This window comes from Peribacillus faecalis (assembly GCF_014712675.1).
GTDB classification, from domain to species: Bacteria; Bacillota; Bacilli; order Bacillales; family DSM-1321; genus Bacillus_AD; species Bacillus_AD faecalis.
In genome coordinates this window covers 98475-114834 of record NZ_JACXSI010000001.1, presented here as the reverse complement: position 1 = coordinate 114834, position 16360 = coordinate 98475, and the positions used below count along the sequence as shown (strand labels likewise).

16 protein-coding genes are annotated in these 16360 nt (G+C 39.0%); 13 read left to right on the top strand and 3 right to left on the bottom strand.

What is annotated here, in order from left to right; genetic code table 11:
* Positions 1–129: 129 nt before the first annotated feature.
* Entirely contained in the window at positions 130–3570 is a 3441-nt protein-coding gene (gene pyc / locus IEO70_RS00525; RefSeq protein ID WP_190996405.1) for a pyruvate carboxylase, read from the top strand.
* 22 nt (positions 3571–3592) lie between these two features.
* On the opposite strand, the gene IEO70_RS00520 is transcribed toward pyc, so the two are convergent.
* Complete coding sequence (locus IEO70_RS00520) at positions 3593–4540, bottom strand: COX15/CtaA family protein (protein WP_190996404.1); 948 nt, start codon at positions 4538–4540, stop codon at positions 3593–3595.
* Positions 4541–5042: 502 nt separating this feature from the next.
* On the opposite strand from IEO70_RS00520, the gene cyoE reads away from it, so the two are divergent.
* The 7 genes from cyoE to IEO70_RS00485 all read left to right on the top strand — a co-directional run bounded on the left by cyoE (position 5043) and on the right by IEO70_RS00485 (position 11638).
* On the top strand, positions 5043–5978 hold the full coding sequence (gene cyoE / locus IEO70_RS00515; RefSeq protein ID WP_190996403.1) for a heme o synthase: 936 nt from the start codon (positions 5043–5045) through the stop codon (positions 5976–5978).
* Positions 5979–6092: 114 nt separating this feature from the next.
* Positions 6093–7172: a cytochrome c oxidase subunit II gene (coxB, locus tag IEO70_RS00510; protein ID WP_190996402.1), complete on the top strand. Its 1080-nt coding sequence runs from the start codon at positions 6093–6095 to the stop codon at positions 7170–7172.
* Positions 7173–7196: 24 nt separating this feature from the next.
* Complete coding sequence (locus tag IEO70_RS00505) at positions 7197–9068, top strand: cytochrome c oxidase subunit I (RefSeq protein ID WP_190996401.1); 1872 nt, start codon at positions 7197–7199, stop codon at positions 9066–9068.
* Positions 9068–9697, top strand: coding sequence for a cytochrome (ubi)quinol oxidase subunit III (locus IEO70_RS00500; RefSeq protein WP_190996400.1), 630 nt, complete (start codon positions 9068–9070; stop codon positions 9695–9697). The genes IEO70_RS00505 and IEO70_RS00500 overlap by 1 nt, the downstream gene beginning before the upstream one ends.
* 3 nt (positions 9698–9700) lie before the next feature.
* The gene (gene ctaF, locus IEO70_RS00495) at positions 9701–10036 is read left to right on the top strand and encodes a cytochrome c oxidase subunit IVB (RefSeq protein WP_190996399.1); all 336 of its coding nucleotides are present in this window, start codon (positions 9701–9703) and stop codon (positions 10034–10036) included.
* A 106-nt stretch (positions 10037–10142) separates the two neighbouring features.
* Positions 10143–11042 carry a cytochrome c oxidase assembly factor CtaG gene (ctaG, locus tag IEO70_RS00490; protein WP_328820837.1) on the top strand — a complete coding sequence of 300 codons (900 nt, stop codon included), beginning with the start codon at positions 10143–10145 and terminating at the stop codon, positions 11040–11042.
* A 134-nt stretch (positions 11043–11176) separates the two neighbouring features.
* On the top strand, positions 11177–11638 hold the full coding sequence (locus IEO70_RS00485; protein ID WP_190996397.1) for a DUF420 domain-containing protein: 462 nt from the start codon (positions 11177–11179) through the stop codon (positions 11636–11638).
* A 157-nt stretch (positions 11639–11795) separates the two neighbouring features.
* Here IEO70_RS00485 and IEO70_RS00480 read toward each other — a convergent pair whose 3' ends face one another.
* Positions 11796–12161 carry a YugN family protein gene (locus IEO70_RS00480; protein WP_190996396.1) on the bottom strand — a complete coding sequence of 122 codons (366 nt, stop codon included), beginning with the start codon at positions 12159–12161 and terminating at the stop codon, positions 11796–11798.
* A gap of 343 nt (positions 12162–12504) precedes the next feature.
* Here IEO70_RS00480 and IEO70_RS00475 point away from each other — a divergent pair, with 343 nt between their 5' ends.
* From IEO70_RS00475 to IEO70_RS00455, 5 genes are all read left to right on the top strand, one after another.
* Positions 12505–13530, top strand: coding sequence for a CAP domain-containing protein (locus IEO70_RS00475; protein ID WP_328820843.1), 1026 nt, complete (start codon positions 12505–12507; stop codon positions 13528–13530).
* Between the two features lie 391 nt (positions 13531–13921).
* Entirely contained in the window at positions 13922–14308 is a 387-nt protein-coding gene (locus IEO70_RS00470) for a YlbD family protein (RefSeq protein ID WP_190996394.1), read from the top strand.
* A 17-nt stretch (positions 14309–14325) separates the two neighbouring features.
* Positions 14326–14565, top strand: coding sequence for a YlbE-like family protein (locus tag IEO70_RS00465; RefSeq protein ID WP_190996393.1), 240 nt, complete (start codon positions 14326–14328; stop codon positions 14563–14565).
* An 82-nt stretch (positions 14566–14647) separates the two neighbouring features.
* Positions 14648–15088, top strand: coding sequence for a YlbF family regulator (locus IEO70_RS00460; protein WP_190996392.1), 441 nt, complete (start codon positions 14648–14650; stop codon positions 15086–15088).
* A gap of 423 nt (positions 15089–15511) precedes the next feature.
* The gene (locus IEO70_RS00455) at positions 15512–15787 is read left to right on the top strand and encodes a YlbG family protein (protein ID WP_190996391.1); all 276 of its coding nucleotides are present in this window, start codon (positions 15512–15514) and stop codon (positions 15785–15787) included.
* Positions 15788–15844: 57 nt separating this feature from the next.
* Here IEO70_RS00455 and IEO70_RS00450 read toward each other — a convergent pair whose 3' ends face one another.
* Positions 15845–16234: a DUF7147 family protein gene (locus tag IEO70_RS00450; RefSeq protein ID WP_190996390.1), complete on the bottom strand. Its 390-nt coding sequence runs from the start codon at positions 16232–16234 to the stop codon at positions 15845–15847.
* Positions 16235–16360 lie beyond the last annotated feature (126 nt).

The window sequence follows — 16360 nt, the reverse complement described above, 5'->3', positions numbered from 1 at the left end:
TTTTTGATAAATTCCACAAATCGAACAAAAAGATATATTTGTTTGCCGCTTTATATTGTATATTTAGTATATTAAGGAATTACTTAAGTTCCTTTTATAATATTTTTATAGAAAAAGAAGGTGTGAAGATTGGAAAAACGTATTAAAAAAGTGTTGGCTGCCAATCGAGGAGAAATTGCAATCCGTGTATTCAGAGCATGTACTGAACTAGATATTCGGACAGTTGCTATATATTCAAAGGAAGACTCCGGTTCATATCACCGATTTAAAGCGGATGAAGCATATTTGGTTGGGGAAGGGAAAAAGCCGATTGATGCCTACTTGGACATTGAAGGAATTATCGAAATCGCAAAGAAATCCGGTGTCGATGCAATTCATCCGGGTTACGGCTTCCTTTCAGAAAATATCCACTTTGCTAGAAGATGTGAAGAGGAAGGCATTATCTTTATCGGACCAAATACAGAGCATCTTGACATGTTCGGAGATAAAGTGAAGGCTCGCATTCAAGCAGAGTTGGCTAATATTCCGGTTATCCCGGGCAGTGACGGACCTGTTTCTTCTCTTGAAGATGTTGAGCAGTTCGGAAGAGAATACGGCTATCCAATTATCATTAAAGCTTCATTAGGAGGCGGCGGACGCGGCATGCGTATCGTTAATAGTGCTGAAGAGGTTAAAGAAGCATATGACCGCGCTAAATCAGAAGCGAAGGCAGCTTTCGGAAACGATGAAGTCTATGTAGAGAAATTTATTCAAAATCCTAAACATATAGAAGTGCAAATTTTAGGCGATCATGAAGGTAATATTGTTCATTTGTATGAGCGTGATTGTTCTGTGCAAAGACGCCATCAAAAAGTAGTTGAGATTGCTCCTTCAGTTTCATTGTCGGATGAATTGAGAAATAATATTTGTGATGCAGCTATTCAATTGATGAAGAACGTTTCCTATGTAAATGCTGGAACGGTTGAGTTTCTTGTAGCGAATGAACAATTTTATTTCATTGAGGTAAATCCTCGCGTGCAGGTAGAACATACAGTTACTGAGATGATTACCGGAGTTGACATTGTACAATCGCAAATCTTGATCGCTGAAGGTCACGGTTTACATAGCGACAAAGTAAATATTCCGCAGCAAACTGATATTCCTTTATTCGGTTATGCGATTCAATCACGTATCACAACGGAAGATCCTTTAAATAATTTCATGCCGGATACAGGTAAATTGATGGCTTACCGTTCTGCGAGTGGATTTGGTGTCCGTTTGGATGCAGGAAATGCTTTCCAAGGCGCTGTCATAACTCCTTATTATGATTCATTGCTTGTTAAAGTATCTACTTGGGCATTGTCATTTGAGCAGGCAGCCAATAAAATGAGCCGTAACTTAAAAGAATTCCGTATTCGCGGCATTAAAACGAATATCCCATTCTTAGAGAATGTGATTAAACATGAGAAGTTCAGAAAAGGTCAAATTGATACGTCTTTCATCGATACAACGCCGGAGCTTTTCTCATTCCCTGTGCGAAAAGACAGAGGCACAAAAATGCTGTCTTACATCGGAAATGTTACAGTGAATGGATTCCCGGGCATCGAAAAGAAAAAGAAACCGGTTTTTGAACAGCCTAAGCAAATTATTTTGCCTGAAAATCTGGGATATGCAGAAGGCACGAAGCAAATTTTGGATAGCCGAGGAGCAGATGGATTAGTCAATTGGATTAAAGAGCAAAAAGAAGTGCTAATCACCGATACAACATTCCGTGATGCTCATCAATCGCTTTTGGCAACTCGTGTGCGTACGACGGATATGCTTCAAATCGCCGAACCTACTGCCAAATTAATGCCTAACTTATTCTCAACAGAAATGTGGGGAGGAGCGACATTCGATGTAGCCTACCGATTCCTGAAAGAAGATCCTTGGGAAAGACTATTAGGCCTTCGTGAAAAAATGCCGAATATTTTATTCCAAATGCTTCTTCGAGGCGCAAACGCAGTCGGTTATAAAAATTATCCGGACAATGTCATTCGTGAATTCGTCCAATTATCGGCACAGGCAGGCATCGATGTTTTCCGTATTTTCGACAGCTTAAACTGGGTGAAAGGCATGGAGACAGCTATTGATGCAGTCAGACAGACAGGCAAAATCGCTGAAGCAGCTATTTGTTACACAGGCGATATTGACGATCCGACAAGAACGAAATTTACAATGGATTACTATAAGCAGTTGGCAAAAGAGCTTGAAAACCAAGGGGCCCATATTTTAGCCATTAAAGATATGGCAGGATTGCTGAAGCCAAATGCAGCCTATCGTTTCATTTCTGAATTGAAGGATACTGTGAATATTCCGATTCACTTGCATACGCATGATACGAGCGGAAACGGTATTTTGACATACAGTAAAGCGATTGAAGCGGGCGTTGATATTGTTGATACAGCTTTAAGCACAATGGCAGGGATGACATCGCAGCCGAGCATGAACAGCTTATACTATGCGCTTGAAGGTACAGACCGCAAGCCGAAGCTTGATATTAAAGCAATGGAACAGTTGTCTTACTACTGGGAAGATATTCGCAAATACTATCAAGATTTCGAAAGCGGCATGATTGCTCCACATACAGAAGTTTATCAGCATGAAATGCCAGGCGGTCAATACAGCAACTTGCAACAGCAGGCAAAAGCAGTAGGTCTCGGCGACCGTTGGGACGAAGTAAAGGATATGTACCGACGTGTGAACATGATGTTTGGCGATATTGTAAAAGTAACACCTTCTTCAAAAGTTGTCGGCGATATGGCTTTATTTATGGTACAAAACAATTTAAATGAAGAGCTAGTGCTGCAAAAAGGCGAAACGCTGGATTTCCCTGATTCAGTAGTTGAGCTTTTTGAAGGAATGCTTGGGCAGCCTGTTGGAGGATTCCCGGAGCAACTGCAAAAAGTCATTTTAAAAGGCAAAAAGGCCATTACTGTACGTCCGGGCGAGCTGTTGGAAGATGTTGATTTCGACCAGCTGAAAGAGGAGCTTTATAAAGAAGTAAAACGTCCGGTAACGAGCTTTGAAGTTATTGCTTATGCGTTATATCCGAAAGTATTCCTTGAGTATACAAAAACACAGGAACGTTTTGACAATATTACGAATTTGGACACACCTACGTTCTTATACGGAATGCGTACCGGTGAGGAAATTGAAGTTGAGATTGAAACAGGTAAAACGTTGATTGTTAAGTTAATATCAGTTGGACATGCTCATGCTGACGGTACAAGAACAGTTTATTTTGAACTGAACGGCGTACAGCGTGAGGTTGTCGTAAAAGATGAGAGCGTAACATCTACTGTGGCTACTAAGCCGAAAGTGGACCCGTCGAACAGCAACCATATTGGTGCAACGATGCCGGGAACGGTTATTAAAGTGCTGGTTGAGAAGGGCGAGAAAGTCCAAAAAGGCGACCATTTAATCATTACAGAAGCAATGAAAATGGAAACGACGGTACAAGCGCCGTTTACCGGTGTCATCAAAGAAGTTTATGCGTATAATGGTGAAGCCATTACGACAGGAGATCTTTTACTCGAGATCGAAAAGTAAATGAAAACAGCCCTGCTAAGGTTCATTGAGCCTTAGCGGGGCTGTTTTGTTCTTTACTATATAAGAATGCATTTTTCTTGCTTCGGCTAGCCAGCAACAATAAGTAGCTTAAAACGCCGAACAGACAGGAAATAAATAAAGCGTGAGCAAGTGCTACATAAAGATTTAGTTGCGTAAATATAATGATGGCTCCCGATATAACTTGCAGGGAGATAAGTATGAGAGCGGCAGTCCAGCCTCCGTATATCACTTTTTGATGTTTATAATACTTGATGGCTATGTATGTAACATAGGCAATCCACAGAAAGGCAATGCCGGCCATTCCGCGATGCCCCATTTGTATCCATTCATGAAGATTAATCGGCCAAGCGAATTCATTGTTTCGGCATAGTGGCCAATCAGAACATATGAGGCTGGCCTTTGCGTGCCGGACGAGTGCACCGGTATATACGACGAGAAATACATAGAGAATGATGCCGACAATATGAAAATTCATCCTCCGGTCGATAATTACCTTTTCGGCTTCGAATTTTTTATCAATTTCAAAAATAAGCAATGTCAATAAAAAAACTGCTGCAAATGAAATAAGCGAAATGCCGAAGTGGACTGCTAATATAAAGTCTGATTGTTCCCACATGACAGCGGCAGCGCCGATCAGTCCTTGGAAAACGAGTACGAAAAACGAAACCGCAGCCAGAAACTTTGTTTCACGTATATGACCGATTACTCTCCAACTCCAAATAGAAAGAATTAAAACAAATATCCCTACTGCCCCTGATACAATACGGTGTGCCAGTTCAATCGCTTTCTCCGGCGTTATTTCTGTCGGAATAAGCTCTCCGTGACAAAGCGGCCATGAATCTCCGCATCCATCTCCGGAATCTGTTTTTGTTACTAAAGCACCTCCGAGCAGTACGAGCAGCATACCGATTGTCGTAATAACGGCAAACCATTTTAAGCCTCTTTGCACTGAATATTCACCTACTTAACCATGATAGAAAGAACGCATTATTAAAATTGTAAAATTTGAAAATAATTTCTAATTTTACCCTTAAATACCATCATAAAGAAAAATGGTCATGACATCAAATGAAAATTATCATTTTAAGTAGAATGATATATTAAATGACAAAAAATATATGAAAATCATTGAAAGTTTTTGTAAATTTTGGTAGAAATATATAGGAATGCATATCATTTGATAAAAATGCGAGCTCCTTTAAAGACATGAAATCGTAATAAATTATACAAAAAAAATTCACAAAAGCCGCAAAAAAGGTGCTTTAATATACATATAATGTTAAAATTATCAAATAAATACTAATTTATGTGCTGTTTCTGGAAAAAGTCATTTTGATGGTATACTTTGGTTGAGCGCCTTTCAATACAAATATAGAAATGTATGGAATAATATAAGGTGAGAAAGTATTAATACATTTTTTACTTGGAAGGTTTTAAGAGGGGGAAATATAATGTCAAATTCAAAGGTCCTGGATCAAAAAGCGCTATCAGAATCTGATTCTAGCAAACAAAGGGGTACTACAAAAACGGCAGCATGGAATGATTTCCTTGCGCTTGTTAAAAGCGGCATCATAAAATCCAATTTAATCACCGTGTTCACGGGACTTTGGCTGGCTCTCCATTTTTTAGGGATGAGTTTTCTAAAAAACCTGGATATTGTTGTATTGGCTATCATCGGTTCTGCTCTTATTATTGGCGGAGCAGGAGCGTTAAATAATTACATTGACCGTGACATCGATCATTTAATGGAGAGAACAAAGAAAAGACCGACCGTAACCGGGAAAGCAAGTGCCAAGTCTGTTTTATTGCTTGGATTAACATTAGTGTTAGTCGGGACAATCTTATTGGCATTCACAACTTGGACAGCGGCTTTAATTGGCTTGTTCGGAGTATTTGCTTATGTCATTTTGTATACCTTTTCAAAACGTAAATTAGTATCTAATACAATTATCGGAAGCCTTTCCGGCGCAGTGCCACCGCTAATCGGATGGGCAGCAGTTGACGCTAATTTAAGTGTAATTGCATGGATGCTGTTTTTAATTATGTTTATTTGGCAGCCGCCTCATTTCTATGCTTTGGCAATGCGAAGAGTAGAAGAATATCGTGCAGCAGGTATTCCGATGCTTCCGGTGGTTAAAGGATTTAAGCGGACAAAGATTTCGATGATTTTCTGGATATTGCTGTTAATGCCGATTCCATTTTTCCTTGATCCGCTTGGTTTGCCGTTAATGATTATTGCGATGGCTTTAAATATTGGCTGGCTTGTATTAGGTTTATACGGATTTAAGATGAAAAATGATGATAAATGGGCGAAGTTAATGTTTATTTATTCATTAAATTACTTAACAATTTTATCTGTTTCAATGGTCATTGTGACCTTGATATAAATTTGCGGGGGTTCTTTCTTTTAAAGAATTTCATATATGGGATGTAGCAGCTACGGGATGTTCGCACAAAGGGGATTGTGAGAAATTTCAAAACGAAAGAGGGGTTTATTCAGTATGGAGAAACAGCTACAAAAATGGCGTCTTACTGGAATGCTTTCGATTGTAGCGCTAATTCTTGCAGGCTGTGGGGAACCTTTCCTCTCAGCACTGCAGCCGGCAGGCGAAGTGGCTGAAATGCAGTATGATTTAATCGTGCTCAGTACAGCCATTATGGTAGGAGTTGTTGTTGTCGTAACGATCATTTTCTTATACGTTGTTTTCCGTTTTAAGCGTAAAGGTAATGATCGGAAAATTCCGAAACAGGTTGAAGGCAGTCATACTTTGGAATTGATTTGGACGATCATTCCGATTTTGCTATTGATTATATTGGCTGTCCCGACAGTTTCGTATACTTTTCAGTTAGCTGAGACGAAGGGGATTGATCAAAAGGTAGCTGAAGGGGAAGTGCGGGATGCAGTTGTAGTAAATGTAAGAGCAAATCAATTTTGGTGGGAATTTGAATATCCGGACTATGGGGTTGTAACAAGTCAGGATTTAGTCGTTCCTACAGATGAAAGAGTCTATTTCAATCTTACTGCATCCGATGTTAAACATTCTTTCTGGGTACCTGCTGCCGGAGGGAAAATTGATACAAATACGGATAACGTCAATCAATTTTTCTTAACGTTTGACAGTGAAAAAGCCGAGGAAGCCGGCAATATGTTTTATGGGAAATGTGCCGAGCTTTGCGGTGAAGGTCATGCATTGATGGATTTTAAAGTGAAAACGGTATCGAAAGATGAGTTTGATGCTTGGATTGGTGACATGAAAAAAGCAGTTGAGACTCCGCAAGTAGAGGGAGCAAGTGCTAAGCAAGGGGAAGCCATTTTTATGGAAAGCTGTATTTCTTGTCATGCTGTAACAACAAATTCAGACACTCCGACTGCGTTGCGTGTTGCTCCGAACTTGGCTAATTTCGGGGAACGTGAAATGGTAGCTGGAATTAAGGAAAACACTGAAGAAAATGTAAAAGCATGGATCCAAAACCCTCAAGAGATTAAACCAGGCAATAAAATGCCTTCGTACCCACAATTCAGCAATGAGGAATTGAATGCTTTAACAGATTACTTAATGCAATTGAAAGTCGAAGAGTAATGGTGGACAAAGGGAGGTAGAAATGTGAGTACTTATGCTCAAAAAAAGGGGATAGGCGCTTTTGTTTGGGACTATTTAACAACTGTCGATCATAAAAAAATAGCCCACTTATATTTAGTTGCAGGCGGACTCTTCTTCATTATCGGCGGACTCGAAGCAATGTTTATCCGAATACAGCTTGCTAGGCCAGATAATGATTTTATTAGTGCCGGTCTGTATTATGAGATGCTTACAATGCATGGTACAACGATGATTTTCTTGGCTGCGATGCCATTGGTGTTTGCGTTTATGAATGCGATTATGCCATTGCAAATTGGCGCTCGCGATGTAGCTTTTCCTTTCTTGAATTCGTTAGGTTTCTGGCTCTTTTTATTTGGAGGTCTATTTTTAAACCTTTCGTGGTTTTTCCAGGCTGTTCCTGATGCTGGATGGACATCTTATGCGTCATTATCGTTAGCATCTGAGGGACACGGAATTGATTTTTATGCTTTAGGCTTACAAATTTCAGGTGCAGGAACGCTAATCGGCGGAATTAACTTCCTTGTTACGATTATCAATATGCGCGCACCAGGAATGACTTTTATGAGAATGCCGCTATTTACATGGTCAACATTTGTCGTATCAGCTCTCATACTATTTGCTTTTCCTCCGTTGACTATCGGGCTATTCTTAATGATTTTTGACCGCATGTTTGGCTCCAACTTCTTTGATGTAACAATGGGCGGAAATACAATCATTTGGGAACACTTATTTTGGATTTTCGGACACCCAGAAGTATACATACTAATCCTTCCTGCATTCGGGATCTTCTCAGAGATTTTTGCAACCTTCTCCAGAAAACGACTTTTCGGTTATTCTTCCATGGTTTTTGCAACAGTATTAATCGGATTCTTAGGCTTCATGGTATGGGCTCACCATATGTTTACTGTCGGACTTGGCCCGGTAGCAAATGCTATCTTTGCTGTCGCTACAATGGCAATAGCTGTTCCGACTGGAATCAAAATATTCAACTGGCTATTTACAATGTGGGGCGGCAGTATAAAGTTTACTGTTCCGATGTTGTATGCTGTCTTTTTCATCCCGTCGTTCGTCATGGGTGGTGTAACAGGGATTATGAATGCTGCAGCTCCAGCCGATTATCAGTTCCATGACAGCTATTTCGTTGTCGCTCACTTCCATTATGTTATCGTCGGTGGTGTAGTATTTGCGTTATTGGCAGGTGCGCATTTTTATTGGCCGAAAATGTTCGGTACAATGCTTAGCGAAAAATTGGGCAAAGTGACATTTTGGTTTTTCTTTGTCGGTTTCCACTTAACATTCTTTGTGCAGCACTTCTTAGGATTAATGGGTATGCCTCGCCGTATTCATACATTTTTGCCAAACCAAGGTTTGAATTTAATGAATGCAATCAGTACAGCCGGTGCGCTGTTAATGGCAGTAGGTACTGTCGTCTTGTTGTACAATGTTGTCGTAACATCAATCAAAAATGAAAAAGTCGGGAACGATCCGTGGGAAGACGGGCGTACAATTGAGTGGGCAATCGCTTCTCCGCCGCCTGAATATAACTTCAAGCAATTGCCGTTAGTGCGGGGGCTTGATGCTTATTGGCTTGAAAAGATGGAAGGCAAAAAAGGAATGCTGCCTGCTGAACCGATAGGGGATATTCATATGCCGAATGGTTCGATTATTCCGTTTGTGATGTCTTTAGGCCTGTTCATAGCCGCCTTTGGTGCGATGTATATGCCGGATGGAACAAGCTGGGCGATTCCGGTACTTATCATCGGTTTATTGATTACACTTCTGTCAATGCTTGTTCGTTCAGTTAAAGATGATCTCGGTTATCATATTCATAAAGAAGATTTAATGGAAGATGATGATAAAGGGGGGATCGCATAATGCATATCGAAGAAAAATTCACAGAAGAAACGTGGCCTTCTTCGCCTGAACAAGCCACCTTAGAGGGGAAAAATAAGTTTCTAGGATTTTGGTTTTTCCTTGGAGGCGAAACAGTTCTATTTGCGACGTTGTTTGCGACCTACCTTGCATTAAAAGATAAAGTTCCGAACGCCGATCATTATTTGGCGAAAGATATGTTCAGTATGCCTCTTGTGTTCTTGGCAACTATGCTCTTGTTAACAAGTTCTTTAACAAGTGTGTATGCTATGTACCACATGAAGAATTTTGATTTTAAAAGAATGCAAGCATGGCTGTTAGTGACAGTGCTGCTAGGTGCCGCGTTCTTGGCTCTTGAAATCTATGAGTTTTATCATTATGTGCATGCATATGATTTTACTTTTACATCAAGTGCATTTGGATCGGCTTTCTATACATTAGTTGGTTTTCACGGAGCCCACGTTGCTTTCGGTTTGATGTGGATTACCGCGCTTATGCTTCGTAATGCTAAACGCGGGTTAAACTTATACAATGCGCCGAAGTTTTACGTTGCCAGTCTTTATTGGCACTTTATCGATGTAGTATGGGTATTCATTTTTACCGTTGTATATTTGATGGGAATGGTGGGATAAGTAATGGGAAATAATCATGAAAATTCAGCTCATCCTAAGGTAGATGTACAATTTAGACGCAGGAAAAACCTTGAAGATATGAAATATCAGATCATTTCTTTTTCTTTAATGATTTTCTTGACGCTCATCGCCTTTGTCGCAATTGGTTATGATGGCATTTCAGATGGATTTGCTGTCATTACGATCTTGCTTTTGGCAATTGTTCAAGTCATATTCCAATTGTATTATTTTATGCATATGAGCCATAAAGGGCATGAGTTGCCGGCGATGTTTTTATATTCCGGGCTTACAGTCGGAGCGGTTACAATTTTGGCGTTTGTGACAATTGTCTGGATTTAAAGTGAAACGGGATAAAGGCTGACTGATAGAAAGGCGTTTCTTCTCTCGATGGAAGTGGTGCTTTCATTTGGTCAGCTTTTTTCTTATACAATTTTAATGGAGGTGAATGAAATTGACTTTAGATATATTCGGTTTTCGTGCGTTGTGGAGTCCGTATTTTATGCTGTTTCTCATTGGTGTTGCACTGCTTTATTTTTTAGGGACGACAGTGTACCGGCAAAAAATCTGCTCAGTAAGTGAGCCTTTAGCAAAAAAACACGTAGTATTTTTTTGTGTGACAGTTGTACTTTTATATATTGTAAAAGGTTCGCCTGTCGATTTGCTTGGACATATTATGTTCAGTGTACATATGACTCAAATGGCTTTGCTATACTTATTAATTCCACCGATTTTCATACTTGCGATACCGAAGTGGCTATGGAGACCTTTTTTGCAAATTAGTATTATAAAGCCACTGTTCAGTTTTTTTACGAAACCGTTAATTGCTTTGTTTTTGTTTGTTGGAATGTTCTCCTTATATCATATTCCAATCATATTTGATGCTGTTAAAACAGATATGCTGCTACATGCGGTTTACACGACTGTATTGTTTGCTGCAGCTATATGCACGTGGTGGCCGCTCGTTAATGAACTTGAAGAATACCAAGGTTTCCTCGGTTTAAAACGGATTGGCTACATATTTGCAAACGGGATTTTACTTACCCCGGCATGCGCTTTAATTATTTTTGCTGATCTGCCGATGTATCAGACCTATTCAGATTCGGCATTTTGGTTGAAAGCAATGGAATTATGTGTACCTGCCGGTATGCTCGCGACACTAGATTTATCCGGTCCAGAAATGTTCAACAGCATGTCTTTGTTGGAAGATCAACGAACGGGAGGAGTGATTATGAAAATTATTCAAGAGCTTGTTTACGGATTTTTTATGGCAAAAATCTTTTATGCCTGGTTTAGAACAGAGAGTAAAGACAGCATTGATATGAATCCGAAAGTAGGAGAATTATAGTGGAAGTCCACTGTTTTGTATGCGATTTATAATTTAATCATGAATTAATTGTCAGTATTGTTACATTTATTGAAAAATAAAAAATAGTTTATTAGAATAAAAAGTGAATATACGAAGAGAGGACGTCTTAAGTTATGTCTCTACCAATTTTGCCTACTATAAGCACGGCGTTTATTTTATTGAGTGCGATTACTGTCGCAATCGGCTGGGCACAGATTAAACAAAAAAACCGTACTGCGCATCAAAAAACGATGATTTTAGCTGCAATATTTGCGGTTACTTTTTTCATCATTTATGCAAGCCGAACTCTATTTATCGGAAATACAGCTTTTGGCGGTCCAGATGATATAAAAATCTACTATACAGTATTTTTAATTTTTCATATTTTGTTAGCTACAACAGGTGCTGTATTAGGAATAACCATGCTGGTTTCTGGTTTTAAAGGGAATTTCAGATTACATAAAAAGCTTGGTCCGAAGACGAGTATTATCTGGTTTTGTACAGGTATTACCGGGCTTGCTGTCTATTTATTGCTTTATGTTATCTACAGTGGAGGAGAAACAACATCAGTGATTAAGGCGATACTTGGGACATAGACAATAAAATATTAGTAGAAAAAAGAGGCCAATTAAAGCATCCAGCTTAAATTGACCTCTTTTTCGGTTTTAGTTGTCTAACCTTATACCTACATGCTCATTTCTATTGGAGTAGTATCAAGGAGTGAAATTAAAAATGAAAAAGAAACGGTTTTTCTTACTTTGTAAAAGCAAATTGATCTACTGCTGTTTTTACTTCTGCAAGAATGGATTCACACTGTTTCAATAAGCTTGGTGGGAAGTATTCATCTTCTCCGTATTCAACACCATGAGGATAATAGTGCTTACCGATGATTGGTGTTAACAGCTGAATGGTCGCGCGATGAGCGCCTACATCCCCTTCTTTTGCGTAACCTAAAATGCGAAGGTAATATACGCCTTCTTTTTCTTCAAATTTTCGATCGTAGCAAACTCTTTCATAATCCCATTGCTCAGCGCGAATTAGACCAAATTCCGGTAAACAATCGTCCAAGCGATTAAGGTCTGCAGTTACTCTTTCAAAGCCTGTGTCTTCAAAACGCATTGTTATAACCTCCTTGTCGGTGCTGTTTAAGTGCAAATAGCCATTAATAGAAAATAATAGAAAAACATGCTAAATTTTCCCTCTTGTTAATAATATTATGAAAATAGGCAACTTGCAATGAGCAGTTGAACATGAGGGTGCGTTTTCACAAAAGCGTCATTTTTATCGTGTGCTTTTGGTAAATGTTGGGCATAAGTGATTTTGTTCGTTTCATCTATCTAGTGTGTGAACAAAATGTTATAATTATATTGCTATTATTAGAATATTTGTCATAAACGTGCCAAAGATTATTGGTTTAAAAAACTAGATTGAAATACACAATAGTGAAAGGAGGTAATAACATCTGAAAGGACTTCTGAAAACTCTGTTATTAGCAATTATATTTTGTATAATAGGTTTCTACCTTTTTGATAACAATCAATCCTCGAATGAAAGCAACAATGAGCCATCCTTTATAGCAGATTCGCAGAATAATATATATGAAATTCCGGATGGCGGTATTCTTTCACTTATTGAAAAAGATGTCCAAGAGGTATCTGCTCTTTTCGGAGAACCGGATCGAATTGATTTATCGGCTTTCGGCTATGAATGGTGGGTATATGATCGAGGCGAGGAAAACTATCTGCAGGTTGCCGTTCAGGATCAACAAGTTGTTTCAATCTATGCTTTAGGGAACGAGTTAGCTATTGATCCTTTTGAAATTGGTCAGCGTGTGAATGAACTGTATCAAACATTTCACCCGCAAGTTGTAATCGATGTTGAATATGATGGAACGACCTATCAATTCGAATTGAGTGAAGAAGATTTGGGAATGAGACCGTTAATTAAAATTGGAGATTTTTATGCTCAAATTTATATTGATAGATTTACCGGTTTGGTGACAAGTGTTCGACTTCTAACGCCGGAAGTGCTTGTACTGCAAAGACCTTATGAGATGATTTACCGAGGTGACTTGCCTGAATCGAATGAATTGTCGGATGAAGAATGGCAACTCGTTGATCAAGGGAATGAACAACAAATATTCTCTATTACGAACATTATTCGAAACAGGTTTGAAATGAATCAAGTCGAGTGGGATGAGGAGACGGCAGAAGTCGCTCGTCTGCATAGTTTGGATATGTTTGAAAATGGCTTTTTTGCTCATGAATCCCCTGGCAACGGAAGTTTGAGTGACCGTTTAGAGAGCGGAGAAATCTCTTTTAATGGAGCTGGTGAAAATATAGCGGCAAAATATGTAGATGGTGTCGCAGCTTTTGAAGGCTGGCTAAATAGTAAAGGGCATCGTGATACATTATTAAATGAAGATTTTACACGCTTAGGTGTAGGTGTTTATCAAAGCTATTTTACTCAAAATTTCATTATACAATAATCAATTTAGGATTGAATGCTGATTAAATTTCAGATTCAGTCCTTTTTTTAAAGATGAAAAAGCACCGGTAACGGTTTTCCTATAAAGATAATAAAGCTTCGAACTTAGACAGCTGTCTAACCTTATACCTGCCATGATCGGTCCTAAGCCACCCCATCCAAGAAACCAAAACCGGGTTTCTTGGGTGGTTCGTCTTAGTCCTCCCACATGGCTCCTTTTTCATTGAAGACAAATCAAGAAGTGAAATCAAAAATGAAAAAGGATCGGTGACGGTTTTTCTTCTCACAATTCCGCTCTTTGTTCATATAGTGTAGTAGGTGAATGTGCATGTTAGTCATGCATAGGAACAAGTAAGTCTATGAGGTGAAGGAAGATGTCGGAAAAGCGCTCCTTGGAAGAGTTTAAAGCATTTTTGAGAAAACATCCTTCATTAGTTTATGAAGTGAGAAGAGGTGTTTACACCTGGCAGGAAGTTTATGAGGATTGGTACTTGCTTGGCGAACAAGATAAGCTTTGGGAAAGTTATCGGAATGCTGGAGCCGATTCTGTTGAACAGGAAAAAAAGAATGCGGAACAAGAAGCTGCATCGGCCTCTTTGTTTGACGCTCTGAAAAGTATGGATGTGCAATCGATGCAAAAGCACGTTGCTAATTTAAGTCAAGCGCTTGGTACAATATCAGGCGTGATTTCGCAATTCCAAGGCTCTTCGGAAAAAGACAGTGCTGAAACTGCTCCCGCTAAAGCAAAAAGTAATCCCTTTGCTTTAAGAAGAGATTAAGAAAGCAGGGAAGTATAGTGAGACAAGATGTGTTTGATTTTATTAAAGGAAATCAAGATTACTTAAACTATATTCGCCTGCAGCCGATGTGGTACCGTAAACTATCGAGAAATCCTCAACTGATGGAAGAGATGGGGATAGAAGCAACGTATCATTTCGAGAAGTCAATTCCGCAGCGGGTGAATAAATTAACAAACGGTGTACAGGTAGCTTCGATTATGCTCAATATGCTGCAAGGAATGAACAACAAATCTTAGTAAAGTCACCTTCGTACCTGATACAGCTATATTTTCATTCTCCGTCATATCATGGTAATATAAACGGTAGGAGGTGGCTTGAATGATTGCGACTTTAGAAAGAGTAGAAATTCTTCAATGCGCAGATGAACTTGCGCAGATGATTATGAAATCGGAAATAGGGGAAAATTACTTTATTTCTTTATATAAATTACAAAACGATCCGGACGCTCAAGAAAAGATTAAAAATTTTACGAGCATGAAGGAGCGGTTTGAGGAAGTACAAAGGTTCGGCAAATATCATCCGGACTACAAATATGTCAATCTCGAGACGCGAACGAGAAAAAGAGAGATGGATTTGCACCCGACTGTTATTGAGTTTAAGAAAGCTGAAAATCAGCTGCAGGAAATACTGGACCAAATAAGTGTTATCGTTGCCGGTTCCGTCTCCGAACATATAAAAACACCCGCCGGAAATCCGTTCTTTGAAAGCGTCTGTTCAAGTGGAGGATGTGGATCGGGAGGCAGCTGCGGTTGTTCGTAAAAACTAGCTAATTTACGGGAAGATAAAATATAGCTTCCTTGAGTATTTTGTCAAATTCATGACTGATAAGCGATGAATTTGACAGCTCGAGGTTATAAGACGAATCACATAAGAAATTTTACAATTTCCTGTGTGATTCGTCTTATGCAGGTTGGAGGCTCTCAGGACAAGAATCACAGCGACGAAGATATGCCGACGGAGCATCCTTAGTCGCTGTTCCTTACTTGCGGGCCGCTTCCCCTTTTCGGTTGCCGCATGGTTCCTTTTGATTTGTAACATAAAAAAAGTAATTATTTTAAGATTTACTGCAAAATCTTAAGTATGCTTTTTACCCAAAAGGATCGGTGATGGTTTTTCTGTTGTTGATAGAATGAAGAGGTCTATGCTAAACTTAATGTAAATTCATTTTTAGGAGATCTCAGTATGTTGGTTGCCAGACAGGGAATTATTGTTTACTTACATACGTTAAAGCAAGTAAAAATGCTTAGACGGTTCGGTAATATACATTATGTTTCAAAAAAGCTGAAGTATGTTGTCTTGTATACCAATATGGATGACGTAGACGCGATTGCAGAGAAATTGAATTCCTATTCTTTCGTAAAGAAAGTCGAGAAGTCATATAAACCGTTCATTAAGACGGATTATGAGAACTCGAAGCCTGATAAAGCTAAAGAATATGATTATAAGATGGGTATTTAAAAGGGGCTATATTCTAGCCCCTTTTATTATTTCCTTAAAAAACTGATTCTGTTTAAACTAAGATAACGGAGGCAAGTAGCGGTTCATTCTTAATATCCCGATTAAGTGCTGATAATATAACTCTTTTTCTGCAAAAAAGTTGGATGGCTTCACTTGCAGCGGGATAATATTTTTGTCGATTTCTTTTGCTAGTTGCTCAAACATCTCAAAGCGCTTATTTGGCGTTTTTTCCGGATCTGGGACGCCTTCGCGGCAAACGTAAATCGGTTGGAACTTGCCGGGATCTGTCGGCTTCAAAATGACTGCCAATGAAACGACATTGCGGTCCTTAACAGTTGTTTGCAATGAAAGTAAAAATGCAACACGGTCTTGTTGGGCTTTTGCCAAATCAATTAGCTCGTATAAGTCTGAATAGCCTTCTCCAAGTTCAATAAATCGTTGAATCATATGTTCACGCCTTTCTTATCCTAAAAAATGACCCTATTACTTTAACATGTCCGCCCTCGTTTTGGAAGGATTCGAAAAATTTTAACTAATTTTCGTTCAATATAGTGTTTTTTATTACATGAATTT